28 protein-coding genes are annotated in these 24,117 nt (G+C 63.7%); 14 read left to right on the top strand and 14 right to left on the bottom strand.

What is annotated here, in order from left to right:
- Window positions 1-52 precede the first annotated feature (52 nt).
- Complete coding sequence (carA, locus tag V5735_RS13680) at window positions 53-1,123, bottom strand: glutamine-hydrolyzing carbamoyl-phosphate synthase small subunit (RefSeq protein ID WP_423744021.1); 1,071 nt, start codon at window positions 1,121-1,123, stop codon at window positions 53-55.
- Window positions 1,124-1,225: 102 nt separating this feature from the next.
- Here carA and V5735_RS13675 point away from each other — a divergent pair, with 102 nt between their 5' ends.
- Window positions 1,226-1,639: an Lrp/AsnC family transcriptional regulator gene (locus V5735_RS13675; RefSeq protein WP_007976883.1), complete on the top strand. Its 414-nt coding sequence runs from the start codon at window positions 1,226-1,228 to the stop codon at window positions 1,637-1,639.
- 68 nt (window positions 1,640-1,707) lie between these two features.
- On the opposite strand, the gene V5735_RS13670 is transcribed toward V5735_RS13675, so the two are convergent.
- Entirely contained in the window at window positions 1,708-2,412 is a 705-nt protein-coding gene (locus V5735_RS13670) for a PHP-associated domain-containing protein (protein WP_423744020.1), read from the bottom strand.
- Between the two features lie 54 nt (window positions 2,413-2,466).
- Here V5735_RS13670 and V5735_RS13665 point away from each other — a divergent pair, with 54 nt between their 5' ends.
- The 3 genes from V5735_RS13665 (at window position 2,467) to V5735_RS13655 (ending at window position 5,313) form a co-directional block, all read left to right on the top strand.
- Window positions 2,467-3,426, top strand: a complete 960-nt coding sequence (locus V5735_RS13665) for a diacylglycerol/lipid kinase family protein (protein WP_423744019.1) — start codon at window positions 2,467-2,469, stop codon at window positions 3,424-3,426.
- Window positions 3,427-3,772: 346 nt separating this feature from the next.
- On the top strand, window positions 3,773-4,270 hold the full coding sequence (locus tag V5735_RS13660) for a CBS domain-containing protein (protein WP_423744018.1): 498 nt from the start codon (window positions 3,773-3,775) through the stop codon (window positions 4,268-4,270).
- A 107-nt stretch (window positions 4,271-4,377) separates the two neighbouring features.
- The gene (locus tag V5735_RS13655) at window positions 4,378-5,313 is read left to right on the top strand and encodes a DMT family transporter (protein ID WP_018128816.1); all 936 of its coding nucleotides are present in this window, start codon (window positions 4,378-4,380) and stop codon (window positions 5,311-5,313) included.
- An 18-nt stretch (window positions 5,314-5,331) separates the two neighbouring features.
- Here V5735_RS13655 and purQ read toward each other — a convergent pair whose 3' ends face one another.
- Together purQ and purS are read right to left on the bottom strand one after the other, a co-directional pair.
- Entirely contained in the window at window positions 5,332-6,006 is a 675-nt protein-coding gene (purQ, locus tag V5735_RS13650) for a phosphoribosylformylglycinamidine synthase I (protein WP_007976872.1), read from the bottom strand.
- Window positions 6,003-6,254, bottom strand: coding sequence for a phosphoribosylformylglycinamidine synthase subunit PurS (gene purS / locus V5735_RS13645; protein WP_423744017.1), 252 nt, complete (start codon window positions 6,252-6,254; stop codon window positions 6,003-6,005). The genes purQ and purS overlap by 4 nt, the downstream gene beginning before the upstream one ends.
- A gap of 295 nt (window positions 6,255-6,549) precedes the next feature.
- Between purS and V5735_RS13640 the strand changes: the two genes are divergently transcribed.
- Window positions 6,550-7,500: a formyltetrahydrofolate deformylase gene (locus V5735_RS13640; protein WP_423744016.1), complete on the top strand. Its 951-nt coding sequence runs from the start codon at window positions 6,550-6,552 to the stop codon at window positions 7,498-7,500.
- A gap of 10 nt (window positions 7,501-7,510) precedes the next feature.
- Here the strand turns inward: V5735_RS13640 and V5735_RS13635 are convergent, their stop codons facing one another.
- On the bottom strand, window positions 7,511-8,146 hold the full coding sequence (locus V5735_RS13635) for a class I SAM-dependent methyltransferase (RefSeq protein ID WP_423744015.1): 636 nt from the start codon (window positions 8,144-8,146) through the stop codon (window positions 7,511-7,513).
- A gap of 96 nt (window positions 8,147-8,242) precedes the next feature.
- A complete protein-coding gene (locus V5735_RS13630; RefSeq protein WP_423744014.1) occupies window positions 8,243-9,262 on the bottom strand; it encodes a phosphoribosylaminoimidazolesuccinocarboxamide synthase in 1,020 nt (339 codons plus the stop codon).
- Between the two features lie 145 nt (window positions 9,263-9,407).
- On the opposite strand from V5735_RS13630, the gene cofH reads away from it, so the two are divergent.
- A complete protein-coding gene (cofH, locus tag V5735_RS13625; RefSeq protein WP_423744013.1) occupies window positions 9,408-10,760 on the top strand; it encodes a 7,8-didemethyl-8-hydroxy-5-deazariboflavin synthase subunit CofH in 1,353 nt (450 codons plus the stop codon).
- A 74-nt stretch (window positions 10,761-10,834) separates the two neighbouring features.
- Here the strand turns inward: cofH and cofG are convergent, their stop codons facing one another.
- Complete coding sequence (cofG, locus tag V5735_RS13620) at window positions 10,835-11,923, bottom strand: 7,8-didemethyl-8-hydroxy-5-deazariboflavin synthase subunit CofG (RefSeq protein ID WP_423744012.1); 1,089 nt, start codon at window positions 11,921-11,923, stop codon at window positions 10,835-10,837.
- A gap of 117 nt (window positions 11,924-12,040) precedes the next feature.
- On the opposite strand from cofG, the gene V5735_RS13615 reads away from it, so the two are divergent.
- A complete protein-coding gene (locus V5735_RS13615; RefSeq protein ID WP_423744011.1) occupies window positions 12,041-12,688 on the top strand; it encodes a S26 family signal peptidase in 648 nt (215 codons plus the stop codon).
- Window positions 12,689-12,714: 26 nt separating this feature from the next.
- On the opposite strand, the gene cofC is transcribed toward V5735_RS13615, so the two are convergent.
- From cofC to V5735_RS13595, 4 genes are all read right to left on the bottom strand, one after another.
- The gene (gene cofC / locus V5735_RS13610) at window positions 12,715-13,320 is read right to left on the bottom strand and encodes a 2-phospho-L-lactate guanylyltransferase (RefSeq protein ID WP_423744010.1); all 606 of its coding nucleotides are present in this window, start codon (window positions 13,318-13,320) and stop codon (window positions 12,715-12,717) included.
- A 98-nt stretch (window positions 13,321-13,418) separates the two neighbouring features.
- A complete protein-coding gene (locus V5735_RS13605) occupies window positions 13,419-14,216 on the bottom strand; it encodes a hypothetical protein (protein ID WP_423744009.1) in 798 nt (265 codons plus the stop codon).
- Window positions 14,194-15,369 (bottom strand): tubulin/FtsZ family protein, encoded by a 1,176-nt coding sequence (locus tag V5735_RS13600; RefSeq protein ID WP_069449682.1) that lies wholly within the window; start codon window positions 15,367-15,369, stop codon window positions 14,194-14,196. The genes V5735_RS13605 and V5735_RS13600 overlap by 23 nt, the downstream gene beginning before the upstream one ends.
- 202 nt (window positions 15,370-15,571) lie before the next feature.
- On the bottom strand, window positions 15,572-16,468 hold the full coding sequence (locus V5735_RS13595) for a complex I NDUFA9 subunit family protein (protein ID WP_423744008.1): 897 nt from the start codon (window positions 16,466-16,468) through the stop codon (window positions 15,572-15,574).
- 110 nt (window positions 16,469-16,578) lie between these two features.
- On the opposite strand from V5735_RS13595, the gene tmk reads away from it, so the two are divergent.
- On the top strand, window positions 16,579-17,172 hold the full coding sequence (tmk, locus tag V5735_RS13590) for a dTMP kinase (protein ID WP_423744007.1): 594 nt from the start codon (window positions 16,579-16,581) through the stop codon (window positions 17,170-17,172).
- Window positions 17,173-17,200: 28 nt separating this feature from the next.
- Complete coding sequence (locus tag V5735_RS13585; RefSeq protein ID WP_423744006.1) at window positions 17,201-17,764, top strand: hypothetical protein; 564 nt, start codon at window positions 17,201-17,203, stop codon at window positions 17,762-17,764.
- A gap of 231 nt (window positions 17,765-17,995) precedes the next feature.
- On the opposite strand, the gene V5735_RS13580 is transcribed toward V5735_RS13585, so the two are convergent.
- Entirely contained in the window at window positions 17,996-18,364 is a 369-nt protein-coding gene (locus V5735_RS13580; RefSeq protein WP_423744005.1) for a DUF5802 family protein, read from the bottom strand.
- A 151-nt stretch (window positions 18,365-18,515) separates the two neighbouring features.
- Here V5735_RS13580 and V5735_RS13575 point away from each other — a divergent pair, with 151 nt between their 5' ends.
- The 3 genes from V5735_RS13575 to V5735_RS13565 all read left to right on the top strand — a co-directional run bounded on the left by V5735_RS13575 (window position 18,516) and on the right by V5735_RS13565 (window position 20,893).
- Window positions 18,516-19,148 carry a DUF1405 domain-containing protein gene (locus V5735_RS13575; protein ID WP_423744004.1) on the top strand — a complete coding sequence of 211 codons (633 nt, stop codon included), beginning with the start codon at window positions 18,516-18,518 and terminating at the stop codon, window positions 19,146-19,148.
- Window positions 19,149-19,254: 106 nt separating this feature from the next.
- Window positions 19,255-20,055 (top strand): DUF7096 domain-containing protein, encoded by an 801-nt coding sequence (locus tag V5735_RS13570; protein WP_423744003.1) that lies wholly within the window; start codon window positions 19,255-19,257, stop codon window positions 20,053-20,055.
- A gap of 106 nt (window positions 20,056-20,161) precedes the next feature.
- Window positions 20,162-20,893, top strand: coding sequence for a metalloregulator ArsR/SmtB family transcription factor (locus V5735_RS13565; protein WP_423744002.1), 732 nt, complete (start codon window positions 20,162-20,164; stop codon window positions 20,891-20,893).
- On the opposite strand, the gene V5735_RS13560 is transcribed toward V5735_RS13565, so the two are convergent.
- Window positions 20,890-21,363 carry a hypothetical protein gene (locus V5735_RS13560; protein WP_423744001.1) on the bottom strand — a complete coding sequence of 158 codons (474 nt, stop codon included), beginning with the start codon at window positions 21,361-21,363 and terminating at the stop codon, window positions 20,890-20,892. The genes V5735_RS13565 and V5735_RS13560 overlap by 4 nt on opposite strands.
- Window positions 21,364-21,444: 81 nt before the next feature.
- Here V5735_RS13560 and gatD point away from each other — a divergent pair, with 81 nt between their 5' ends.
- Both gatD and V5735_RS13550 read left to right on the top strand, forming a co-directional pair.
- Window positions 21,445-22,686, top strand: a complete 1,242-nt coding sequence (gene gatD / locus V5735_RS13555; RefSeq protein WP_423744000.1) for a Glu-tRNA(Gln) amidotransferase subunit GatD — start codon at window positions 21,445-21,447, stop codon at window positions 22,684-22,686.
- Window positions 22,686-23,591, top strand: coding sequence for an N-acetyltransferase family protein (locus V5735_RS13550; protein WP_423746032.1), 906 nt, complete (start codon window positions 22,686-22,688; stop codon window positions 23,589-23,591). Before gatD ends, V5735_RS13550 begins: the two co-directional genes overlap by 1 nt.
- A gap of 146 nt (window positions 23,592-23,737) precedes the next feature.
- Here the strand turns inward: V5735_RS13550 and V5735_RS13545 are convergent, their stop codons facing one another.
- Window positions 23,738-24,013 carry a ubiquitin-like small modifier protein 1 gene (locus V5735_RS13545; RefSeq protein WP_007976830.1) on the bottom strand — a complete coding sequence of 92 codons (276 nt, stop codon included), beginning with the start codon at window positions 24,011-24,013 and terminating at the stop codon, window positions 23,738-23,740.
- Between the last annotated feature and the right edge of the window lie 104 nt (window positions 24,014-24,117).

Here is a 24,117-nt window from a genome sequence, read left to right as displayed (position 1 = left end):
GGTACGTCGCGTTACCGCCGATAATCAGCGGTCGGTGGGTGGAGTCGGGGTCTTAGTCCGCGGCGACGAGTCGCCGTCGAGGTGCCATCGAGAGAACGTCGTCGAAGAATCCGAGGGTGTCGTTCGGTCCGGGGTTGGCTTCGGGGTGGTACTGGCGCGTCAGGATGTCGAGTTCGTCGCTCTCCAAGCCTTCCGGCGTGTCGTCGTTGACGTTGATCTGCGTGACTTCGAGGTCGCCGGGGTCGGCGACGGTGTAGCCGTGGTTCTGCGTCGTCATGACGACCTGTCCCGATTCGAGGTCGCGGACGGGTTGGTTGACGCCGCGGTGACCGAAGTCCATCTTTTCGGTCGTGCCGCCGAGTGCGCGGGCGATGATCTGCTGTCCGAGGCAGATGCCCGCGAGCGGCAGTTCGCCGACGAACGTCTCGACCAGTTTCTGGGCCGCTTCGAAGTTCGCAGGGTCGCCCGGACCGTTCGAAACGAAGAGCACGTCGGCATCGACGCCCTCCACGTCGGCCGCGGTCGCGTCGTGCGGGAGGACGTGGACGTCCGCACCGCGTTCGACCAGCGAGTCGATGATGCTTCCCTTCGCGCCGCAGTCGATGAGCGCGACGGTCGTGTCGTCCTCGTCACCGTCACCGAGGTGAACCTCGTGTTCGGCGACGCTGACCTGCTCGCCGATGTCGTCGTGGTCGCTCATGCCCGGACAGCGTTCGAGTTCCGCGAGCGCGTCCTCGGGCGTGGCGTTTTCGCCGACCGCGATACCGCACTTCATCGCGCCCTGTTCTCGAATCCCGCCGACGAGATCGCGGGTGTCGAGGTGGTCCACCGCGGGAACGCCCTCGGATTCGAGCCACTCGGCGACGTCTTCGGTCAGTTCACGCGCGACGACGGCGCGCGGGTGTACTCGGTCGCTCTCGAAGCGTTCCTCTCGGACGCCGTAGTTCCCGATGAGGGGGTACGAGAACGTGAGTATCTGTTCTTCGTAGGACGGGTCGGTGAGGCTCTCCTCGTAACCCGTGTATGCTGTTGTAAAAACCAGTTCTCCGCAAGCCGTTCCCGGAGAACGACCACGGGCTTCCACCACATGGCCACCCTCCAGCGCGACGTAGGCACCCGGCATTACGAGATTCATATGCAATCCGGGCCTATAAACCTTGCTTTCGAAGCATTGTTACGAAATTCGTAATCGTCAAGTAGCGGGCAACACTACATGCAAATCTCCATGGACGCACTCGACCGACAGATACTGAATCTCCTCCGGCGAGACGCCCGCACACCGTACACAGAGATAGCCGAAGCGGTCGGAACGTCGGAAGGAACCGTTCGAAATCGCGTCGAACGCATGACCGAGGACGGCGTTATCGAGCGGTTCACGGTTACGACCCACACGGGGAACGTGAAAGCGATGATAGAAATCGGCGTGGACGTGGCCGTCGACACGACGAGGATGTCCGACACGCTCGCGGAGTGGGAACAGGTCGATTTCGTCTGGCAGGTCAGCGGCGAGGACGACATCGTGCTCGTCGTGGACGCCTCCGACACGCAAGGCGTGAACCAACTCATCACCCGCGCGCGGGAGTTGGAGGAAGTTGTGAGTACGAAGACTCGATTGATTTTGGACGAGCGACTCGGGTGAGGCCATCTCTGCCGAGTCCGAGAGTAACCTGAGATGAGTCGAAGAGCGATTTTGGACGAGCGACTCGGCTAGTCTTCCGGTTTCGGCGGTTCGCCGACGCCCGGTGACTCCTCCTCGGGACGGTGGAGGTTGTCCTTTCCCTCGTGTACCGTCCGATAGCCGCGGCGGACGAGTTGGTCGAACGTTCCCCGCTCGACTCGCGGTTCGACGCGGCCGTCCCGAATCGCGCTGACGACGCTCTCGGGCGTTAGGATGTCCGCATCGACCATCGTGTACGCGCGGCCGACTTCGACCGGATAGTGGGAGTCGCTCCCGCCGACCAGCGGCAGGTCGTAGCGGTCGGCCAATTGCCGCACCCATTCCTCGGTTCGGGGGTGTTTGCCGTTGATTTCGATGGCGTCGAAGTCGGCGTCCACCTCGCGCACCGTGCTATTCCGGTAGGGGTGGGCGACGATGGCGGCGCATCCCCGCTCGTGGGCGAGGGCGACGGTTTCCTTCGGCGTGAGCGTCCCGGGTTCGGTGCGCGTCGGCGGGTCGGGACCGACGACGAGGACGTGGCCTTTCGTCGTGGAGATTTCGATGCCCGGAATCGTCTCCACGACGCGCCCGGCGAACGGGTGATAGTAATCGTGGTTCGTCAACGCCACGCCGTCCAGTCCGCGGTAACGCGCGCCGAGTTCGAGGAGTCTGACACCCAGCGGATCGAATAGCGCGGCGGCGCGTTCACGACCGTGGAAGAATCGCGTGTGAGAGTGTAAGTCGAGGGCGAACACGTCCGTAGCTATACCGCCGATAGCTCTTTGGTTTTTCCGCCGGTCGGTCAGTGCATGAACCCCGCCGAGGAGGGAGCGGTAGACGACCTCGTGGCGAACGAGGACGCCATCGAGTACGAACGCGTCGTCGTGTTGAATCCCGTCAGCGGCGACGCGAACCACCGCGAACGGGTCAATGCCCTCGCAGCGGAGTACGACTGTACCGTCCTCGAAACGCAAGCGGCGGGCGACGCGAGGGAGTTCGCGCGCCACGTCGCCGAGCGCGGCGTTTCGTTGGTCGCGGGCGCGGGCGGCGACGGGACGATACACGAAGTCGTCCGAGGGGTGGACGACGCGGACGCGCTGGACGACGTGACGGTCGGCGTCGTCCCGACCGGAACGGGGAACAACTTCGCCGGAAACGTCGGCGTCACCGGAACCGAACACGCGTTCGAGGTGCTCGATTCGGGCGAGCGACGACGAATCGACCTCGGAACGGCGAACGGTCGCCCCTTCGTCAACTCCTGTGTGGGCGGGGTAACCGCCGACGCGAGCCACGAAACGAACCCCGAGCAGAAAGAGCGGCTCGGCGTGCTGGCCTACGTCGTGAACACGCTTCGGTTGATGACCGATTACGAAGGGCTTCCGCTTACCATCGAAGCGTCCGACGAGGGCGACGTGTCGTGGTCCGGCGATGCGGTGTTCGTTCTCGTGGGAAACGGGCGGCGGTTCCCGGCGAAGGGCAGAACGCAGGCCAACATGGAGAACGGCTTGCTGGACGTGACCATCATCGAACACGTTCCCACCGCGAACTTGCTTCAGGAGGCGACGATGCGGCGTCTGTTCGGCAGCGACACCGAGAACGTGACCCACCTGAAGACGCCCACGCTGGAGATTCGGGTCGAACAGGATTCGCCCGTCGAGTTCAGTCTTGACGGCGAGATGGGCGAGTGGGACGGGTTGACGCTCGGCGTTCGACCCCACACGATGGAACTCTGCGTCGGCGACGAGTACGAGCGATATCCCGAGGAGTGAGACGAGCAATCGACCCGTTTCGCGTATCGTAAATCAGTTCGTTTCGCATATCGTTATTTCCCACGGTGGCGCGCGCTGGCGGGGCGACGCGGCCACGCTCGGCCGCGTCGTCACGCTGAAGCCGTGCGAGGGATGACTGAATGAGTGGAACGACTGAAGGAGTCGGTTGGGGAGGGCGTGGTCGTCGCGGCGCGGTTGCGGTTATTTGACGTCTGTAATCACTCACGGAACCGTCGAATAGCGGTTGAGGACCGCTTCACCGACACATCCTTAAAGCCAACGGAATCAGACGTACGTCCAACTCCTCGTAACAACGTTTACCCCGTGTGCGCACCAGCGTTCACGTATGGCAATCACCGCCCGCGACCTGATGACGAACGACGTGGAAACCGTCGCACCGGACGACGAAATCGGCGAAGTGCTGACGCGTCTCGCACGGGTTCAGTTCAACGGCTTCCCCGTCACCGAGGACGGAGAAGTCGTCGGCATCGTCACCCAACACGACCTCGTACACATGTTTCAGCCGAGCGACCGAACGCTGTGGATTCCCATCGGTTTTCCCCCGTTCCTCGAAAGCCTCGAATACGGCTTCGACCTCTCGTGGGACGAACTGGACACCAGTCTCGACCTCGCGAAAAACGCCGGAAAGCCGATTCGAAGCGTCATGACCGAGGACGTGGTGACGGTGACGCCCGACGACGACATCGACCACATCCTCGACCTGCTCGTCGATACCGAACGGGACATCAACCGCCTCCCGGTGGTCGAGGACGGGAAGTTAGTGGGTATCATCGCCCGACAGGACGTGTTGCGGGCGCTTCGGGACGAACGCCGAGAGGAGTAAGGAGTCGAAAGCGGGGAGTCCGACCGGCATCGTGAATCCGTGACCGAACCCGGCATTCGAGGGGGGTTTTCGAAAGCTACTCCCCCTCACGGAAGAGACCTCGTAGAGTGAGCCGGTATCGAAACCTTCTGTTGTTCATCATCCTCGCCGCGTTCTGGGGGTCCGCGTTCATGGCCATCCGGGCCGGACTGGAGTTCATCCCCCCGGTGTTGTTCGCGGCGATTCGCTACGACGTGGCGGGCGTCCTGATGCTCGCCTACGCCATCTACGTCACCGACCGCTGGCGTCCGCGGACGAGCGGCGAGTGGAAACTCGTCCTCGTCGGCGGCGCGCTCATGATCGCGGCCTACCACGCGTTCCTGTTCGTCGGCGAACAGGATACGCCGAGCGCGGCGGCGGCCGTCATCGTTAGCCTCAGCCCCATTCTCACGACCGGTTTCGCGCGGGTGTTCCTCCCCAGCGAGCGACTCACGCCCGCGGGAATCGCCGGTCTGCTCCTCGGGTTCGTCGGCGTCGCCGTCCTGAGTTTCGCCAACGCAGGGTCGAGCGAGTCGCTGACGACGAGCATCGTCCCCCAGATTCTCGTCTTCCTCGCCGCGTTCTCCTTCGCGCTCGGAAGCGTGCTGACCCAGCGTATCGAGGCCGAACTCCCCATCGAAACGATGGAGGCGTGGTCGATGCTCCTCGGCGCGCTCATGATGCACGGCATCAGCATCGCCCGACCGAGCGAATCCGTCTCGGCCATCGAGGTGACGCCGGAGGCAATCGCCGCCGTCGCCTACCTCTCCATCTTCGCCAGCGCCGTCGGGTTCCTCATCTACTTCGACCTGCTCGACCGCCTCGGGGCGGTCGAGATCAACCTCGTCTCCTACGTCGCGCCGGTGTTCGCCGCGATTACGGGGTGGTTCTTCCTGCAGGAACCGGTGACGCCGCTGACCGTCGCCGGATTCTGTATCGTCTTCACCGGCTTTTGCCTACTGAAGCGCCGTGCCATTTCGCGCGAACTGCCGCGGATAACCGGTGCGTTCTCGTCCGGCCGCTGAAAAATCGCGTCTCGAAACTCAGGCGAATCCGAGGAGAACGCCCTCGCCGTCGGTACCGCCGATGTCGGGAAGCGTCGCTCGTTCTGGGTGTGGCATCATGACCGCGACGGAATCCGACTCGCCGACGATTCCGGCCACGTTGCCCTTCGACCCGTTGGGATTCGTTCCGTCGGCCACCACGCCGTTCTCGTCGCAGTAGCGGAAGAGAATCCGGTCGTCCGCGTCGAGTTCGTCGTACTTCTCGTCGGTGATTTCGAATCGGCCCTCGCCGTGCGCGATGGGGACTTCGATAACCTGTCCCTCCTCGTAGGCCGCGGTCCACGGCGTGTCGGCGTTTTCGACCCGGAGATAGACGTGTTCACACTGGAAGCGGGCGCTCCGGTTGGTCGTGAACGCGCCCGGCGTCAGGCCGGATTCACAGCCGATTTGTGCGCCGTTGCAGACGCCGAGGACGGGAACGCCCGACTCCGCCGCCTCGCGGACCTGCGCCATGATGGGCGAGTTGGCGGCGATGGCCCCCGCGCGGAGGTAATCGCCGTAGGAGAACCCGCCCGGCAACATCACGCCGGTCGTGTCCTCGGGCAGGTCGTCCTCGTGCCAGACGAGTTCGGCGTCGATTCCGAGGTGGGAGAGCGCGCGCACCGCGTCGCGGTCGCAGTTGCTCCCGCCGAACTGGACGATTGCGACCGTCATCGCTCCTCGACCGCGACCGTGTAGTCGTGAATCGTCGGATTGGCGAGCAGGCGCTCCGCCATCTCACCGGCGCGTTCCTCCGCGTCCGAGGACGATTCGGCGTCGAGGTCGATTTCGAACACGTCCGCAGAGCGGAGCGAGTCCAGTTCGAAGCCGAGTCGTTCGAGCGCGCCTCGCGTCGTTTCGGCCTCCGGGTCGAGGACGCCCCCTTTCAACCGAACCGTCACCGTCGCGGTGTAAGCAGTCATCGGTTGACCGTGCGCGTCCGTGTTCAAAAGCTCTTTTGGAACGAAGTCGTTGTGCACGTTCGTGTGGTTCTGACGGGAGAGCGTCACCGCACGACCAGCGGCCGACGCCGTTCGTCCTCGTTTTCGCTCCGCCTGTTTCGGTTCACGCCGTGGTTGTCGCCGTGCGGTATTCGAGTAGGCACACCCTGCTACTTGTCAACGCGGACGGGAAATTTTGCACCGTCACAAACGCTTTTGCCACCCTGACCCGATACGTTTCTTCCATGGCCGTACCTCGTAACCGACAGGTGAAGCGATGAACCACCGAGAGCTGACCGAAATTACCGTCGTCGGGGACGACGACACCGGACTCGTCGCCCGCGTCACGACCCTCCTCTTCGAGCGCGGAATCAACATCGAGGACGTGGACCAAGCCGTCCGCGAGGGCGTCTTCCGCATGACGATACTCGTCGAGACGAGCGAGATGTCCGTGAGCAAGCACCGACTCCGGCGCGACCTCGCCGAACTCGGCGACGACCTCAACGTGGACGTTCGCGTCCGCTTCCCGTCGGAACGCGACTCACGACAGGTCGCCGTGCTCGTCACCAAGGAGTCACACTGTCTCCGTCGCCTCCTCGACGAGCGCAACGAGTTCGACGCCGAAATCGGAGTCGTCATCGGGAACCACGACGACCTCGAACCGGTCGCGAAGGAACACGGCATCCCGTTCCACGACGTCGGCGACGAAAGCGGCGTTCACGACGAGGAGCGACTCCTCTCTCTGTTGGACGACTACGACGTTGACCTCGTGGTCCTCGCGCGGTTCATGCGCATCCTCAGCCCCAACGTCGTCTTCCGATACGAGGGACGTATCATCAACATCCACCCGAGCCTGCTTCCGGCCTTCCCCGGCGCGAAGGCGTACCGACAGGCGAAGGAAGCGGGCGCGCGAATCGCGGGCGTCACCGCCCACTACGTGACGACCGACTTGGACCAAGGTCCCATCATCACCCAGCGGGCGTTCAACGTGCCGGACTGCGCGAGCGTCGACGAACTACGCGAGCGAGGCCAACCGCTCGAAGCGGACGCCCTGCTCGAAGCCGTGCGCCTGCACCTGAACGACGACGTGGAGATTCGCCGCGGTCGGACCGAACTCCGCGACGGCGGGGACGAAACCTACCACCTCGGAATGCCGGACGAACTCGACGACGTGACGCCCGACGGACCCGTCGACGGGACGATTACCGTGGGCAAATCAGACGACTGACCTACTGATTTTAGTCCTCGGTGTCGAGTTTTCGCGCCAGGACGAAACAGGTGTCGCCACCTAAAACGTCGTTGACAGTCTGTCGCCAGAGAACGTCGAACCCAGCGTTTTCGAGCGTCGTGACGCTCTCGTCCGGGGACGGGACGCTCCAGTGCATCTCGACGCCGGTGCCGAGCCAATCGTCGTTGCTCCCTTCCCACGCCGTAGAGCCAACCGTGAGCAGGAGGTAGCCACCCGGACGCAACAGGCGATGGAACTCGCCCGCCACGTCGGGATGCTCGTCGGTCGGCACGTGAATCACCGAGTGATACGCACAGATACCGTCGAACGCCTCGCCCGTCAGACCGAGCGCGGTCATATCGGCCTGACAGAACCGCCCCTCGGGGACGTTCTCCCGGGCGCGGGCGACCTGTTCGCGGGAGAAATCGACGCCGACGAGGTTCGTGTGAGTCGCCAACAGTTCCGCGATGGGACGCCCCGCGCCGCATCCGGCGTCGAGGACGCGCGCGTCGTCGGGGAGATGGCCGTGGAACTCCGCCAGCAGGGCGATGTCCTCGCTCTCCTCGTCGGTGCCGTTTCGCTCGGCGAGGTAGTCGTCCGCGATTCGGTCGTAGGCGCGACGAACGTCGTTTCTCTCGTGGGGCATGGGTCGGAACGGTGGTACCGTACTGTCGTTCCATGGTTCGGTCTCGTATAAAAAGGTTCGCCGACGGCGTTCGTGCCGTCGTTTCGACGGTCCGCGTTACAGGTTCTTGATGGCCATCACCGCGTCCTCCAGCGACGGCGCGTCGAACAGGTCCCTATCGACGTAGGCGTTCGCTCCCGCGGTGTAGAGGTCGCGGGCGGCGGTGATAACGTCGTCCGGCAAGGGTTGCGGTTGGACCGAGCATAGCGATTTCCAGTCGGCCACCTCGCGCTCTTTGGCCTCGACCTTGGCGTCCTGAACCGCGTCGGTCCACTCGGTCTGGTCGCGCTTGTGGTACTGGCGGATGAACTCCTTGCTGACCTGCTGGCCGTGGAAGGTGAACCGGTTCTCGTCGAAGGTTCCAACCACGTCGGCGACGCGAATCTCGCCGTCGTAATAGAGACACTCGATTTTGCCGTCCTCGTGGGTGAGGTCCGCTTTCGCGGCCTGCCGGGTAACGAAGTCGTTCACCTCGTGAGCGATTCGCTCCAATTCGTCCACGTCGGCCTTTCCGGCGATTTCGTCGGTTTCGCTCCGCGAGAGGTATCGGTCGCTCTCCTCGAACTTGGTCGAAAACTCGACGGCGGGTTCTTCGAGTTGAACGGCCCCGTCGGGCCACTCCGGGAAGTCGAGTCCGTGGTCTTCCGGGTCGGTCCGTCGTCGAAGACTCGACCCGACCGGCACGCTGTTGCGGAAGACGACTTCCAGCGGGATGAGGTAGTTGTCGTCCGCGCCGCTATGAAAGAGGTCGTAATCGTAGTCGCGCCCCTCGCGCGGCAGGTTCGGAACCTGCGTGAGGTCGATTGCCATCTCGGTCGGCGGTTCGCTGACGTCCGAGAGGGAAACGACCTCGCCGTCGGAAACGACGCCGCGGTAGTGGGTCGGGATACCTTCCTCTTCCAGTCGTTCGAAGTTGAACGCGCCCATCGTACAGAGGCTGGCACCCTTGTCGGGAATCGTATCGGGCATCTTGCCCCAATCGAACACCGAGTAGTCGTCCGTGAACACGAACGACCCGCGCCCGAGCGAGTCCGGCGTCGGTTCGCGTTCGACCCGGAACTCCTTCACACTCGTCATGGTGTTGGGTCGGCCGCCCCCCGACTAAGTAGTTTCCATCTTCGTGCTGAACTGCACCGACATGTGGCCGAAAGATGTACATATGTATGCGATAGGGACTGCCGTGACCCGGCGATTTTTGGGGGTCCGACGGGATTGATGGGGCATGACTAACGTGCGCGCGGAGAGCAACGTACCTCGGGAGGGGTTCGGGTTCGAACACGTACCCGAAACCGACCAATCGTTCGAGAACGCGCTGGAACGGGCGCGAAACGGCGACCGACTGACGGTCGACGACGGCGTGGAACTGCTGACGACCGGCACCGACCGTCCCGGCATCGACATCGCTCGAAAGGAGCGCGTGCTGGAAGCCGCGGACCGGCGGCGCGAGGAAATCGTCGGGGACCGCGTGACCTTCGTCGCCAACCTGAACAACAACGTCACGACGGCGTGCAACACGGGGTGTCTCTTCTGTAACTTCAAGAACACCGCCCAGAATTTCGAAGCCGGTTCGGACGAGGAGCACGGCGGGTTCACGAAAACGCCCGAGGAGTCACGAGGAATCGTCGCCGACGCGCGCGAACGGGGGATTTACGAGGTGACGTCCGTCAGCGGCCTGCATCCCGGAATGGCGCTGGACGACGACCACCTCGAACTCCTCGAAGCGAGCGAGCGGGGCGACCTGAACTATAAATCGCCGGGCGAGTACACGACCGACCCCGCGACGTACACCGAGCAGATACGCGCGATGAGCCTTCCCGGAATCCACGTGCACTCGATGACGCCCGAGGAGGCCTACCACGCCCGCCGCGGCACTGACTGGAGCTACGAGGACGTCTTTCGAAAGCTGAAGGCCGCCGGACTCGACAGCGTTCCGGGCACCGCCGCGGAGATTCTGGTGGACGAGGTGCGCGGCGTCATCTGTCCCGGAAAAATCGGCACGGACGAGTGGATGGAGGCGATGGAGGCCGCCGCGAACGTCGGTCTCGACACCACGGCGACCATCATGTACGGCCACGTGGAAAACGAGATGCACCGCGTCCTCCATCTGGAGCGACTCCGGGAGTTACAGGACCGAACCGGCGCGATAACGGAGTTCGTCCCGCTCTCGTTCGTCCACCGGAACACGCCGCTGTACGAACGCGGCATGGTGGAGAACGGCGCGAGCACCCACGAGGACGAACTGCTCATCGCCGTTTCCCGCCTGTTTCTGGACAACATCGACAACATCCAATCGTCGTGGGTGAAGTACGGCGACGAACAGGGATTGAAGATGCTCTCCTGTGGCGCGAACGACTTCATGGGTACCATCCTCTCGGAGGAAATCACGAAGCGCGCCGGCGGGCAGTTCGGCGAGTTCCGCTCGTTCGAGGAGTACGTCGAGATGATAACCGCCATCGGCCGCGTCCCGGCGGAGCGTTCGACCGACTATCGCCAAATCCGTGAAATCGACCCCGACGACCCGCCGTTCGGCCCCACGCTCGGGCCGTGCGCCGACGGAACGCCGCTGCTCGACTGACGAACCGAGCGGGTCGGGTGCGGAGTACGACGGCGACGCGGCCGCTCGGAAACGACGATTACCGGAAACGACGATTACGGGTGACCCATCGCGGAACGGTACCGTTCCCCGGCCTCGTCGTCGGCGTCGAGCGCCGCTCGAATCCGGTCTGAAACCCGACCCTCGTCCACGAACCGCTCGTAGACGGGGAGGCGCTCGCGGAGCGGAACGCCCGCCGACTCCGCGATGTCCTCCAGTTCGCGCACGGCGGGCCACGCGTAGTCCGGGTTGATGTAGTCGTCCGTCACGGGCGAGACGCCGCCCAAATCGTCCACGCCGCAATCAAGCAGGTCGCGCGTCGGCGAGAGGTTCGGCGGCACCTGCACCGACACTTCGTCGGGAAGCGCCACCCGCGCCATCGCCACGACGCGGCGCATCGTCTCGACCGCCGGTCGCTCAAAGCGGGACCGTTCGTTCGGCACCACGTTCTGAACGATGACCTCTTGTACGTGGTCGTATCGGGCGTGCAGTTCACGAATCGCCAGCAGGCTTTCCGCTCTGTCCCGCCAGTCCTCGCCGATGCCGACGAGCAGTCCGGTCGTGAACGGCACGTCGAGTTCGCCCGCGTTCCGAATGGTGGCGAGGCGCTGGCCCGGACTCTTCCGCCGCGGCCCCGCGTGGGCGTCCACGTCCGCCGTTGTCTCCAGCATCACGCCCATGCTCGCGTTCACGTCCGCGACGAGTTCCATCTGCTCGCGCGTCTGGTCGCCCGGATTCGAGTGGGGGAGCAGTCCCTCCTCCAGCGCGATTGTACACACCTCGCGGAGGTACGAGTGAATCGAGTCGTGACCCCAGTCGGCCAACTGCTCGTGGACCCGCGTGTACCGCTCGTCGGGGTCGTCGCCGAAGGTGAACAGCGCCTCGGTACACCCCGCGTCCGCGCCCGTCCGGAGCATCTCCCGGACTTCCTCGGGAGACAACAAGGAGGCCTCGCCCGGCGCGTCGAAGTACGTACAGTAGGTGCAGGTGTACCGACACGCCGTCGTCAACGGAACGAAGATGTTCCTCGCGTAGGTCAACGCGTCGGCGGGCGAGGCGTCCGCCGGGGTGACGGTGAGGAGTCGGTCCACGTCCGCTTCGTCGAAGCTGATGTCGATGTCGTACTCGTCGGCCCCCGGAATCATGGTGTGGGCTACGGGACTGGGGGTAAAAGGGTTTGGAGCTTCGGGACGAGGCGCTCCCCGACCATCCGTTCACCGAATCCGAAGTTTCAAGCAATGACACAAACGAATGAAACGTGAATGTCACCTCCGACCGACGCCGGGCCGAAGGAGTGGTTCCACTGGCTCAGAACGACCGAGGACGAGCCGGTCGCCATCGTCCGCGACGTTGTAAAAACGGCGATGTGGGTCGCCGGAATCGGCGTCCTCCTCTTCGCCATCACCGGCGTGTGGCCGCCGATGGTGGCCGTCGAGAGCGGGAGCATGCAACCGCACATGAAGAAAGGCGACCTCATCGTCGTGATGGATCGAGGGCGGCTCACGGGCGACGGGTCGTACGCCGACACGGGCGTCGTGCCGTACCGCGCCGGGGAAGGCTCGGGGTATCGGGAGTTCCACGGCTACGGCGACGTGATCGTCTACCGCCCGGACGGCGACACCGGGGAGACGCCCATCATTCATCGGGCGCGGTTTTGGGTGCGGAGGGGCGAAAACTGGTACGAGCGGGCGAACGAGGCGTACGTCGGCGGCGCCGACGACTGCGAGGAACTGCCGAACTGTCCCGCGCCGCACGCCGGGTTCATCACCAAGGGCGACCACAACGGCGAGTACGACCAGGTCTACCGTGGGATCGGCGGGCCGATAAGCGGTCCCGTCAAATCGTCGTGGATCGTCGGCAAGGCGAAGCTCAGAATTCCGTGGCTCGGTTGGGTTCGGCTAGCGCTCTGAGGGGCGCTTCGGCTTTTCTTCGCGGTTCACCGCGTGACCGACACCCGACCACCCGTCACGGAGAGCGAAAAGCCCGCGCCCAGCAGCCAATCGCGGGCGGCACCCTCGCTGTGCAGCAACACCTCAGCGAGGTCCGCGGTCTCATCGACGTCCGTTGCGAGGCGGTGTGAGTCCAGTTCGGTGACCGACGCACCAACCTCCCGCGCGATTTCGCGGTGGTCGAGATACGACGTGCCGTGGTAATCCACCCGAAACTGGGGGTGGCGGGAAACGAGCGCGTTGGTTCCGCCGCCGCGACCCGGCGCGAGAACGACGTCGCCGTCGGCCGAGAAGAGCCGCTCGAACGCCGTCGGCGTCGCCAACGCGAGGTCGGCCATCACGATTGCGGTGGGGTCGCCGTCGGCCAACACCCCGTTCACGGCGGGCGTCAACGGTCGTTCGTCCACCGCGAGCGGCGCGTCGATGTCGATGCGGCGGGTCGTGAGCACCCGCGGCTCCCGGCCGGTCGAACGAATCGTCGCACAAACGTCGTCAAGCATCGCCAGCGCGAACTCACGGCGCTCGGCGGGTGTGAGCGTCTCGGCGAGTCGCGTCTTCGGTTCGCCAGCGGCGAACGGCACCACCACCTGCATACGCGACGCTACTCGGGTGACGGGTTAAGTGGTTGCGAAATGAGGTAACGTGGTTGTGAAACGGCAACCTCAGCGGTCGCGAAAACGGGGAAGCCGATTCAGCGCAGGCGGTAGTTATCCTGCTGCTGGGAGCGGTACCAGAACCCAGCGCCGCCGATGACGACGAGGCCGACGACCGCGACGCCGCCGTACATGAGCAGTTTGTTCTGCTGCTCGGATTGCTTGGCCTTGTCCGCGGCCGAGTCGGCGCTCTTTTTCGACTTGTCGGCGAGGTCGATGGCGTTGTCGAAGTTCTGCGCCTCGTAGGCCGAGATGGCGTTGTCGAGGGTGCTTTCGGCGTCCTTCGTGTTCGCACCCGAGGGAGCGTCGTCGATGGCACCCTGTGCGCCGAGGATGGCCTCACGGGCGCTCTTGCTGTCCTCGGTGTGGTAGTTCGCCGTCCACGTCTCGATTTCCTCGCTGTTGCCGCCCTTCCGGGTCTGGCTCAGCGTGGCGAACGTGAACTCCTGCTGGGGGTCGAACGTGAAGTTCTCGACTTCGGGCACGGTGCCGGACACCTTCACGACCGCCTTGCTCGCGTCGGTGTCGAGGGCGAGGGAGTGGTTGAACGACTGGCCGTCGTAGGACTCCTTTGCCTTCTGGTTGCCCGCTTGGTCGAACGTCGTGACGGTCCACGTCACGTCGGTCAGTTCGGTTTCCCCGTTCAGGGTCCACTGCTCGTAGTCGCTGTAGAGGTCGGTGAGCGTCAGCTTCGCCGTCACCGAATCGCCGACCGCCGCGTCGTTCGGGACGCCGCTCTGCTCCGTCGAAATCGCCGTGGCGGGTGCGACCGCCGAGAGGGCGAGCGTGACGACGAGGAGCAGGGCGAACAGCTTAGAACAACGGGTCGAGTTCATCCTCATCATCCTCGACGAGATTTTCGAGGTTCGTTTGACTCTCCTGTTGGATGTCGTCGATGTTGTCCTGCGCCTCGATGGCGACCTGCTGGAGTTCCTTGATGCGTGGCACGTTCGTCACGCCCGAAAGCAGGACGACGCTCGCCACACTGGGTTCGTTGACGGGGTAGTCGCCGCCGCGAACTTCCATGCTGCCGGTCTGCTCTTCGAGCCACTTCCGGCCGCGCTCGATACCCTTCCGATTGAGGTGGTGCGACGGCCCGCTCATGACGAGCAGAGCGCGCTCCGTTCCCTGAATCTCACACGGAAGCGTGAGACGACCGAGCGCCGCCTTTCGGACGAGACTCGTGATGCGGTTCGTCGTGTGTGCGGTGTCCTCGGCCTGTCCGCCGCCACCGCCGGTGAAGCGCGAGAGGAGGCCGCCGGAGTTCTGCATCTCCACTTCTTCCGCGGCGTAGCCGATGGTGGAAACGCCACCGCCCGCGAGCGTGTTGATGATTTCGCTGGAGTCGACGACGCTTTCCGCGACGTCATCGCCGCCGCCGACTTCACCGGCACCGAAGAGGATGCCGAAACGGGTGACGATTTCTTCGTTGATCTCCTCGTAGCCGCTCTCCATGCTCTCGCCGGACTGGCGCCACGCGTCGTTGTCGAACACCATCAGGTTGTCCACTTCGCGGACGAACGTCTGGAACGAACGCGCCGCGTTCAGCGTGTAGATTCCCCCTTCGTCGCCGCCGGGCAAGATACCCAGTCCGTAGACAGGTTCGGTGTAGATCCGCTTCAGGTGTTTCGCTACGACGGGTGCACCGCCGCTTCCAGAACCGCCGCCCATTCCGGCGATGATGAGGAAGGCGTCCACTTCGTGAACGGGGATGTTGTCGATAGCGCCCTGTACTTCGTCGATATCCTCTTCGGCGATTTCCGCGCCGAGTTCGTTATCCGCACCCACGCCGTGTCCTTTGACGCGGGACTGTCCGATAAGCACCCGATTGTCCTCCGGGACGTGCTGCAGGCCCATGAGGTCAGCACGGGCGGTGTTGACGGCGACAGCCGCACGGACGATGCCGCTCTGTGTTCGCTGGTCGTACTCCAGGAACTTGTCGACGATTTTCCCGCCTGCCTGACCAAATCCGATCATCGCGAGTTTCATTTTTCGGTACCGTTCTCCGTTGAGAGAAGAACAGAAGGAAAGAGGACATAAACTTTGTGGTATGTTCCGTTTCAAACACTCGACATTCGGAGAGAAAAAACGCAAGACGAAGACCGATTATCATGCAGTCTTGTTTCCGACGGGATAACTATCATATGACCCCTCTTTAAGTCTGGATATGTCCAGAAAGATCCAAAATATGTTATGTCGGGTGATCGTACTCGTTCGCCAGATATACCTGCAGGGTTGTCAATTCTTCGGGTTCGACGCCGAACGCCGAGACGTCGTTATCTGAAACCGTATTGTCAAATTTGAGCGAGCGGTACTGGTCGCCGCCCATCGGGAACCCCGGAATCGCGCCGCCGAGTTTCAATCCAACCCCCGCTAGCTCCATCGGAATCGGAACGATGGTCACGGACTGTCCCTCGGCCCGTCGCGCGAGTTTGGCGACCTCCGCGAGCGTCAGGACTTCCGGGCCGCCGATTTCGTAGGTATCGCCGTCGCGGGACTCGTCCACTCCGTCCGCCAGCATCGGTGCGAGGTCGCCGACCCAAATCGGTTGAAATCTGGTCTTTCCGCCGCCCGGAAGCGGCGCGAGGTACGGCGGCGTGAGTTTCTTCGTGAACGAGAGGAACTCGCTTCCCTCGCCGAAGACGACCGACGGGCGAAATATCGTCCACCGGAGGTCGGACCCCGTCACGAGTTCCTCGGCCCGCCCCTTGGCTCGAATGTACTCGGTCGGTCCCGTCGGGTCCGCACCCAGCGCGCTCATCTGGACGATTTTTCCGACGCCGTGTTCCTCCGCGGCCCGAACGACGTTTCGAGTTCCACCGAGGTGGACGCGCATGTGGTCGAGCCCGCGCGGCGGTTCGAACAGCGGCGAGAGCGAGACGAGATTGATGACCGCATCCTGTCCGGCAAACGCTCCCTCGATGGACGCGTAGGCCGTCACGTCACCCATGGCTCGCTCGACGTCCGCCGGAAACGCCGCCTCGTCGGGACTCCGAGCGAGCGCAGTCACCTCGTGTCCCCGGCCGTGGAGTTCGCGGACGAGGTGTTGGCCGATAAAACCGGTGCCGCCTGTCACGAGAACCTTCATAGTTCAGATAGGTGACGAACGGACCTAAAGATACCTGCCGACGAGGAGCTCGTTCGACGGGTCCCGACCGAAACCCCGAACGTTTTACCCAGCGACCCGAACGTCCCGCTATGCTGCTCACGCTGGAAGGACTCGACGGGAGCGGAAAAACGACCGTCTGGGAGGTGCTCCACAAGGAGTTTCCCGACGCGGTGTTCACCCGCGAACCGACCGACTCGTGGTACGGCGAGGCCGTGAACCGCTCCATCGAGGACGACGACGCGGATTCGGTCGCCGAGTTGTTCCTTTACACGGCCGACCACGCGGCCCACCTCGCGAACACCGTTCGTCCCGCGCTCGAAGAGGGAAAGCTCGTTATCTCCGACCGCTATTCCGATTCCCGGTACGCCTATCAGGCCGTCGCGCTGGATGGGGTCGTCTCGCGCCCGATGGAGTACATCATCGGCGTCCACAAGCCGTGGACGCGCCCGCCCGACTGCACCATCTACCTCGACGTGGACCCCGAGACCGGCGCGGCGCGGAGCGGCGCGACGAACAAGTTCGAACAGGCTGGCTTCCTCGCGCAGGTACAATCGAACTACGAGCGACTGATGGACGCGGAACCCGGCCGGTTCGTCCGAGTCGATGCGACCCGGTCGCCGGAAGACGTCATCGAGAGCGTCGTCTCCACCATCGAACGCGTCACCGAGGACGCGGACGAGTAGTTTTGACGGTCGAAGTCGTACGTCACCTATGACCGAGGGGGACGACGATTCGGGACTCGGATTCACGCTGCCGCCGATGCGCCTGCCGCCGCTCTCGCTTCCCGAGCGAATTCGACTCGTCGTTCCGCTGTTCAAACTGCCCGAGCGACCGGAGCGTTCCTCGCAGGTTCGCGTGCGAACGAAATATCTCGTCGCCGCGCTGTTGTTGTTCGACCTGCTGGACGCGATACTGGCGGCGGGGTTCGGTTCGCCAGCACCGTGGATCCGCGCGCTCGTCGGCGTCGGTCTCACGGCGACGCTGATAGGTCCCGCGAGCCTCCTCTACCTCTGGGAACCCCTCGCGGTCGCGTTCGGGGTGGGATGGGTGACGGTGATGCCCTCAGCGACCCTGTTGTTGCTCGCGCGAGTTGTCCGGCAATTCGACCTCCTCGGGGGGCGGCATCCAGAACAGGTCGATGGAGACGCCGAGCGAGAACGGAAGCACCCAAATGAGGATGAGGGCGGTTCCGATGTCTCGGATACCGCTGCCCCCGAACCCGACCACGCCGCTCAACACGATGGTCGTGACGACGTAAACGAGCGGGACGAGTAGGAGCGTGTAGACGACCGCTCCCCAGCGCGTCGAGAGGCGGAGGCGGAAGAAGCGAACGACAACCGCCGTGATGACGGTGTTGACGAGGATGATGACGAAGAGTCCGAGCATCGTGGCGGCCGAAACCATACCCGGAGGTACGAAGTCTGTACTCTTTTGCGTACCGGATGGCGCGCGAGACGGCACAGCCTGGTGAGCACGGCACCGTGAGCACGTGCGGTCGGCGGTCGCTTACACCGCGCCGGTGTTTCCGAATCCGGGATGGTCACGTTGATACCGGATGAGTTGCTCGGCGCGGTCCGCTTTCGCCAGCAGAACCTCCTTCAACTCCGGCGGATTCCGGATTCGCGTGTTTTCGAGCACGGTATCGGGAAGCGCGAGCGTGTTCTCGGGAACGCCCTCCTCCGCGTGGACGGGGAAGTGCTGCTGGTCGATTTTCATCACGAGCGGCCAGTCCAACCGCTCGACGCCTTCGCCGGAGGAGTACAGGGCCTGGTTCACGGATTCGTGTTCATTGCGGCTCATGACCGCGTGTTCACCGTCGTGTGGTTCGACGTACAACCGTCCGAGGTAGTAGCCGCTGGAAAACGACTCGAACATGATAGTCAATAGCACACAAGGATCAATAATTATATAGTAGTTATGCCGAACAGTTATGAGGAAGGACAAATCTACCCGTCGTTCGTTCCACCCGTTCCGGACCTGAAACGGTGATAGCAGTTCTTTTAGTAACTCGCTACGCGGATACAATATGGCAATCCCCGAGCGCTACGCCCGCTACTATCTGGAGAACACGCCGAGTTTGGTCTGGTTGATAGTCGTCAACGTCGCCGCCATCCTCGTCGGGCTCGATTTCTACATCCGGACGATGCCGAACTTTCCGACGTTTCTCTGGCCCCTCTACGCCGATTCTCCGACCGCGCTCGCGCTCATGGCCGCCTCGCTCTTTACGCTCCTCCCGAACCTCGGGAATCGACTCTCCGACGCGCCACAGAACCTCCCGCTCGCGTATCTCAATACGTTCGCCTTCGTCTGGTTGGTAAAGTTCGGACTCTGGACGTTCCTCGCGCTCAACCTCGGTTTCTCGCTCTACTTCGGTCCGCCGTGGGACCAACAGGCCCTCTGGGACTACTGGGGCATCATCATCACCCACCTCGGGTTCGTCGCCGAAGGGTACCTCATTCCGAACTACGGGAAGACGACCACGGGCGCGCTGGCCGCGGCGCTCGTCGTGTCGCTCGGCAGTGACGTTCTCGACTACGGCTTCGGCTATCACCCGCCGCTTCGGTACGAGGTCGGGCTTGTGCTTCCCCTAATAACCGTTGCACTCTCCTTCGTCTCGGTCTTCGCCGCCTCCCACGCGATGGGGAGATTGGACGACTGAGCGTTGTTTTTAAACGTTCTTCTCGTCTCTCGGACCCTCATTTCGGCTCGTGAACAGAACGAACGAATTACCCCCTTTTTAATCAGAGGGTGGTAATGACCTGTTGATGAACTCCCCTCGTGCCGTCCTCTTAGTCGTCCTTACTCTATCCGGGTTCGCCCTCGCCGTCCCGACCGCCGGGGCACCGACGCAAAACACGCAGGCCGATGACATCACCACGGCATCGTTCCAAGCGAACCAGCAAGCGGACAACAACAGCACCCTCGGTGCAGAAATATCGTCGTTCATGCAGGTCAGCACCACGCAGGCGCAAGGAACGGTCGATACCGGCATGTGGGTCGCTCGGTTCAACCAGACGAAGAACAAATCCGCACAGAAGGCGCTCGTCAGCAACCACGTCGGCGATATGAAAAACCAGCTCGCGAACCTTCGAGACAGAAAGCAGAGGCTCGTCAAGGCTCGCAACGACGGGCAGATCAGCCAGCTCAAGTACCAGTCGGAGATGAGCCAATTGATCGGTGAGATTCGCGCGGTCCAACACTCCATCAACGCGACCAGACCGCGCGCCGTGACGGTCGGAGCGCGCGTGAGGGACGTCAACGAACTCGACAAGCAGGCCAACACCGTGGGCGGTCCCGAGGTAGCCGCGGTGGCCAAATCGATGCACGGCGTCAACCTCCGTGCCGAGAACGCGAACAACTCCACGAGCGCACCGGGAGTGGGAAACGGAACGGGAAACGCGAGCGGTGAACACCCCGGAACTGGAATCGGGGGGAACGGAACTATCGGCATCGGAAGCGGTGACGGCAACAGTACCGTCGGCGTCGGTGTCGGAAACGGAAACGGCGGGAACGGAAGCGTCGGTGTCGGAAACGGAAACGGGCACGACAGCGGAAACGGAAACTGACGCTGGCCGCGGGAAAACCGTCTCCATTCCCTCTTTTTCGGGAGATTTCACCGTTTGACGCCGAGAGACACCCTTTTCCGTCCGGGTTGCCAAGTTGTGAGCGCGAATGGACTCCGCCGCGCTGCTCGATATACTGGGAAACGAAAACCGAAGACGTATCCTGCGGCTCCTCTCACACAAACCCTGCTACGTCACCGAAATAAGCGACTATCTCGGTGTCAGCCCGAAGGCGGTCATCGACCACCTCCGGAAACTGGAGGAGGCGGGATTAGTCGAAAGTCGGACCGACGACCAGCGCCGCAAGTATTTCAACATCTCGCGGAACCTCCGGCTCGAAGTCGACGTTTCTCCCTACGAGTTCGGAATGAAGAGCGCGTATCCCGCGAGTCCGAACCTCGACGTGAGCTCGTGTCAGTATCTCTCCCTGAACGTTCAGTATCTCAACGAGCACGTCGAACCCGCGGACGACGCCGAGGATGACCTCGAGCACGACGTCGAGCGGATAAGCGACTCCGAAGCGAGCGAGGTGGCCGAGCTCGCCGCCGAACTCAACTGTTTGGAGGACCTGAAGAGCGAACTGTCGCTCGCACAGCGATGGGTTCACGGGCGGATGACGAGCGTCCTCGACTCGCTGAGCGAGGCCGTGGACGGAGACGGCGAGAACAGGATTCGAGCCGAAATTCTGGCAGCGCTCGCGGCCGGTGCGGAGACGACAGTCGAGATAAGTCGAGAGATAAAAGCCCCGGAACGAATCGTCGAGAGCCACCTCAAGAGTATGGCGGAGCGGGGAGTCGTCGAACGGAACCGCGAAAACGACGAGTGGACGTTGACGGGTTAGAGGTCTCGGGTCAGGCCGTCGCGCAAATCGCCGCCGAAGTACGCACCCAAACTGGCGACGAGCAGGCCGGAGACGAGACCGATTGCGGCGACGGGAAAGCCCCCGACCGTGAGGGCGACGATGTGTTTGAGTGCGAACGTCAGACCGCCAGCGACCGCACCGGCTAGCGCGGTTTCGGCGATTTTCGACTCGCTCGTCAGCGCGCCGAGTAGGAACGACACGGCGAACATGGCGACGAGACCGGTCAAACCACCGATGAACGGGACGACGCCGCCGAAGAACATCGCCACCGTCAACACGACCGTCGCGAGGGCGAAGTAGCGAACCGAGAACAGGTTCCCGACGCGCTTTTTTGCGCGGCTCCGACGGCTTTCGCTCCCCCCCGTGCGCTGCTCGCTATCACCATCGATGTCGCTGAGGAGGTCGGAGATGTCGTCGTCGGCTTCGCGCGTCCGAGTGCGCTGGGTCATGTTTCCGAATTGACTCCCGTGGGTAATGTGCCTTTCCCCGAAACGAGTGGATTCAAGTCGAACGGCGCGCTACCCCGTGGTATGAATCCAGGGGACCGCGTTCGCGTCGAGCGAGCGGACGAAACCTACGAGGGCGTACTGCTTCCCTCCACGACGCCGGACAATCTCGTCGTCAAACTCGACGGGGGATACAACGTCGGTATCGACCGCGACCAGTCGGCCGTGGAGGTGCTCGAATCCGAGGTCTACGACATCGAGGACGAGGAGTCGGACGACTCGTCGGTCGTCGAATTCGACCCCGACCTGCCGACGATTTCGCTCATCAGCACCGGCGGAACCATCGCTTCGACGGTCGATTACCGCACCGGCGCGGTGACCGCACAGTTCGACGCGAAGGACGTGCTTCGCGCGGTGCCGGACCTCGCCGGGCGGGCGAACTATCGCGGTCGCGTCGTCGCAAACATCCTGTCGGAGAACATGACGCCCGACGTCTGGCAGGAGTTGGCACAGGCCGTGTACGACGAGATAGCAAACGGCGCCGATGGCGTCGTCGTCATGCACGGGACAGATACGATGCAGTTCAGCGCGTCCGCGCTCTCGTTTATGCTCGACACCCCCGTTCCGGTCGTGTTCACGGGAAGCCAGCGCTCGGCCGACCGGCCGTCCTCGGACAACGTGATGAACGCCGTCTGTTCGGTCGAGGCCGCGAAGGCCGACTGCGCGGAAGTCCTCGTCTGCATGCACGCCAGCGAGAGCGACGACACCTGCGCGCTCCACCGCGGAACGCGGGTTCGGAAGAACCACACCTCGCGCCGCGACGCGTTCGAAACCGTCGGCGCGGAACCGCTCGGCGAAGTGGACTACGACGCCGAGGAGGTCGCGTTCCGACGCGAATACGACGAACGAGGAACACGGGAACTCGCGCTCGCGGACGACCTCGAAAGCGACGTCGAACTCCTGAAATTCACGCCGGGGATGGGCGTCGAGGCGCTCGACTACGCCGAGGGGAAGGCCGGACTCGTCATCGAAGGGACGGGACTGGGCCACGTCCACTCCGACTGGGCGGACCGAATCGGCGAACTCGTTGACGACGGGACGACCGTCGTCATGACCAGTCAGTGTCTCGGCGGCCGCGTCTGTGACCGCGTGTACGACACGGGCCGCGACCTGCTCGACGCGGGCATCATCGAGGGTGAGGACATGCTCCCCGGAACCGCGAAGGTGAAGCTGATGTGGTCGCTGGCGAACAGCGACGACCCCGCGACGACGATGCGGGAACCCATCGCGGGCGAGATTACGGAGCGGTCGGTTCCATGGGAGTGATGGAGATAGAACTCCGCGAGGCGACCCACGACGACTACGATGCGGTCGCGGCGTTCACGGAGAACACGTGGGCGGACCGAGACGGCAGCGACTACATCCCGCACGTCTACCACGACTGGATAGACGGCGACGACCGCTACACCGTCGTCGCGGATGCCGGGGACGACATCGCGGGCATCGTTCAGTGCGTCCTGCTCTCGGACTGGGAAGCGTGGGGACAGGGAATGCGCGTCAATCCCGACTTCCGCGGAGACGGCGTCGCAAACCGGATGACCCACGAGCTGTTCGACTGGGCGCGCGAGCAGGGTGCGACCGTGCTTCGCAACATGGTCTTTTCGTGGAACATCGCCGGACTCGGCCAGTCGCGGGCGACGGGCTACGACCCGATTACGGAGTTCCGGTGGGCGCACCCCGAACCCGACGCCGACGCCGACCCGGTCATGACCGTGACCGACGACGCGGACGCCGCGTGGGGATACTGGAGCAAGAGCGACGCGCGCGCACACCTCCGCGGCCTCGCCCTCGACTTCGAGGAGTCGTGGGCGGTGTCCGAGCTGACCCGCTCCGAACTTCATCGAAGCGCCGAGAACGACGACCTCCTCGTCGTGCAGGAGGACGGAACGCACGGGTTCGCGTGTCTCTCCCGCGAAGAGGAGCGAACGGACGAGGACGACGTGACGACGACGTTCGTCGAATACGCCGTCGGTGCGTGGGCGGATGCGGACGCCGCGCGCTCGCTGTTCGCCGCGATTTCCCGCGACGCCGCGGAACGCGGTGCTGACGAAACGCGGGTCCTCATCCCCGAGACACCGCGGTTCGTCACCGACACGGCCTACTGCCGGGTGAAGATTTCCGACGAACCGGACTTCGTGATGGGGATGGACCTAACCAAGGACGACCGCTGACGGCCGACTGTTGGCGGCCGAGCGGTGGCGGACCGGGACGGTGGACGTTTACCGGGGCGGGGGACGTTTTCCTTTCGCGACCCGGACGACGCGTCGATACCGAGATCGATGCCTCCGTCGTCCGGGAAGACGGCCACGTTAACGCGCTACCCGCCGCTAACGGGGGGAAAGAGCGCCAACTCGTCGCCCGATTCGAGGGTCGTGTCCAACCCGTCTTCGGTGAAGACGTTGGTCCCGTTCCGGAGCACGTTGATGTGGTCGCGGAGGCGGCCATCGTCGTCCAGCACGCGGTCTTCGAGTTCCGGCCGGGGAGAAAGCAGGTCGTCCAAGGCGTCGCCGACGGTTTCGCCCGGTTCGGCGTCTACGGACACCTCCTTTTGTCCCGCGAGCTCGGCCAAGTCCGCGAAGAGTTTCCACTGCATGGACGATGGAACGGGCGGCGACGGCAAGTGACTTTCTTTCCGCGAAGGAGCTCCGTGACGGACGCGGGTCGGGACGGGAGAGCCACCGCCCACGGACGGACGCC

The organism is Haladaptatus sp. SPP-AMP-3 (genome assembly GCF_049568665.1).
In the GTDB taxonomy this organism is placed as follows: Archaea; Halobacteriota; Halobacteria; order Halobacteriales; family Haladaptataceae; genus Haladaptatus; species Haladaptatus paucihalophilus.
Note: the sequence above shows the minus strand (reverse complement) of the source record. Positions and strands in the feature narration are given on the sequence as shown.

Bases quoted from the DNA above. Each gene is read 5' to 3' on its own strand.
- carA (WP_423744021.1), bottom strand. From the start codon at position 1,123: ATGCCGGGTGCCTACGTCGCGCTGGAGGGTGGCCATGTGGTGGAAGCC.
- V5735_RS13675 (WP_007976883.1), top strand. From the start codon at position 1,226: ATGGACGCACTCGACCGACAGATACTGAATCTCCTCCGGCGAGACGCC.
- V5735_RS13665 (WP_423744019.1), top strand. From the start codon at position 2,467: ATGAACCCCGCCGAGGAGGGAGCGGTAGACGACCTCGTGGCGAACGAG.
- V5735_RS13660 (WP_423744018.1), top strand. From the start codon at position 3,773: ATGGCAATCACCGCCCGCGACCTGATGACGAACGACGTGGAAACCGTC.
- purQ (WP_007976872.1), bottom strand. From the start codon at position 6,006: ATGACGGTCGCAATCGTCCAGTTCGGCGGGAGCAACTGCGACCGCGAC.
- purS (WP_423744017.1), bottom strand. From the start codon at position 6,254: ATGACTGCTTACACCGCGACGGTGACGGTTCGGTTGAAAGGGGGCGTC.
- V5735_RS13640 (WP_423744016.1), top strand. From the start codon at position 6,550: ATGAACCACCGAGAGCTGACCGAAATTACCGTCGTCGGGGACGACGAC.
- V5735_RS13635 (WP_423744015.1), bottom strand. From the start codon at position 8,146: ATGCCCCACGAGAGAAACGACGTTCGTCGCGCCTACGACCGAATCGCG.
- V5735_RS13630 (WP_423744014.1), bottom strand. From the start codon at position 9,262: ATGACGAGTGTGAAGGAGTTCCGGGTCGAACGCGAACCGACGCCGGAC.
- cofH (WP_423744013.1), top strand. From the start codon at position 9,408: ATGACTAACGTGCGCGCGGAGAGCAACGTACCTCGGGAGGGGTTCGGG.
- cofG (WP_423744012.1), bottom strand. From the start codon at position 11,923: ATGATTCCGGGGGCCGACGAGTACGACATCGACATCAGCTTCGACGAA.
- V5735_RS13615 (WP_423744011.1), top strand. From the start codon at position 12,041: ATGTCACCTCCGACCGACGCCGGGCCGAAGGAGTGGTTCCACTGGCTC.
- cofC (WP_423744010.1), bottom strand. From the start codon at position 13,320: ATGCAGGTGGTGGTGCCGTTCGCCGCTGGCGAACCGAAGACGCGACTC.
- V5735_RS13605 (WP_423744009.1), bottom strand. From the start codon at position 14,216: ATGAACTCGACCCGTTGTTCTAAGCTGTTCGCCCTGCTCCTCGTCGTC.
- V5735_RS13600 (WP_069449682.1), bottom strand. From the start codon at position 15,369: ATGAAACTCGCGATGATCGGATTTGGTCAGGCAGGCGGGAAAATCGTC.
- V5735_RS13595 (WP_423744008.1), bottom strand. From the start codon at position 16,468: ATGAAGGTTCTCGTGACAGGCGGCACCGGTTTTATCGGCCAACACCTC.
- tmk (WP_423744007.1), top strand. From the start codon at position 16,579: ATGCTGCTCACGCTGGAAGGACTCGACGGGAGCGGAAAAACGACCGTC.
- V5735_RS13585 (WP_423744006.1), top strand. From the start codon at position 17,201: ATGACCGAGGGGGACGACGATTCGGGACTCGGATTCACGCTGCCGCCG.
- V5735_RS13580 (WP_423744005.1), bottom strand. From the start codon at position 18,364: ATGTTCGAGTCGTTTTCCAGCGGCTACTACCTCGGACGGTTGTACGTC.
- V5735_RS13575 (WP_423744004.1), top strand. From the start codon at position 18,516: ATGGCAATCCCCGAGCGCTACGCCCGCTACTATCTGGAGAACACGCCG.
- V5735_RS13570 (WP_423744003.1), top strand. From the start codon at position 19,255: ATGAACTCCCCTCGTGCCGTCCTCTTAGTCGTCCTTACTCTATCCGGG.
- V5735_RS13565 (WP_423744002.1), top strand. From the start codon at position 20,162: ATGGACTCCGCCGCGCTGCTCGATATACTGGGAAACGAAAACCGAAGA.
- V5735_RS13560 (WP_423744001.1), bottom strand. From the start codon at position 21,363: ATGACCCAGCGCACTCGGACGCGCGAAGCCGACGACGACATCTCCGAC.
- gatD (WP_423744000.1), top strand. From the start codon at position 21,445: ATGAATCCAGGGGACCGCGTTCGCGTCGAGCGAGCGGACGAAACCTAC.
- V5735_RS13550 (WP_423746032.1), top strand. From the start codon at position 22,686: ATGGAGATAGAACTCCGCGAGGCGACCCACGACGACTACGATGCGGTC.
- V5735_RS13545 (WP_007976830.1), bottom strand. From the start codon at position 24,013: ATGCAGTGGAAACTCTTCGCGGACTTGGCCGAGCTCGCGGGACAAAAG.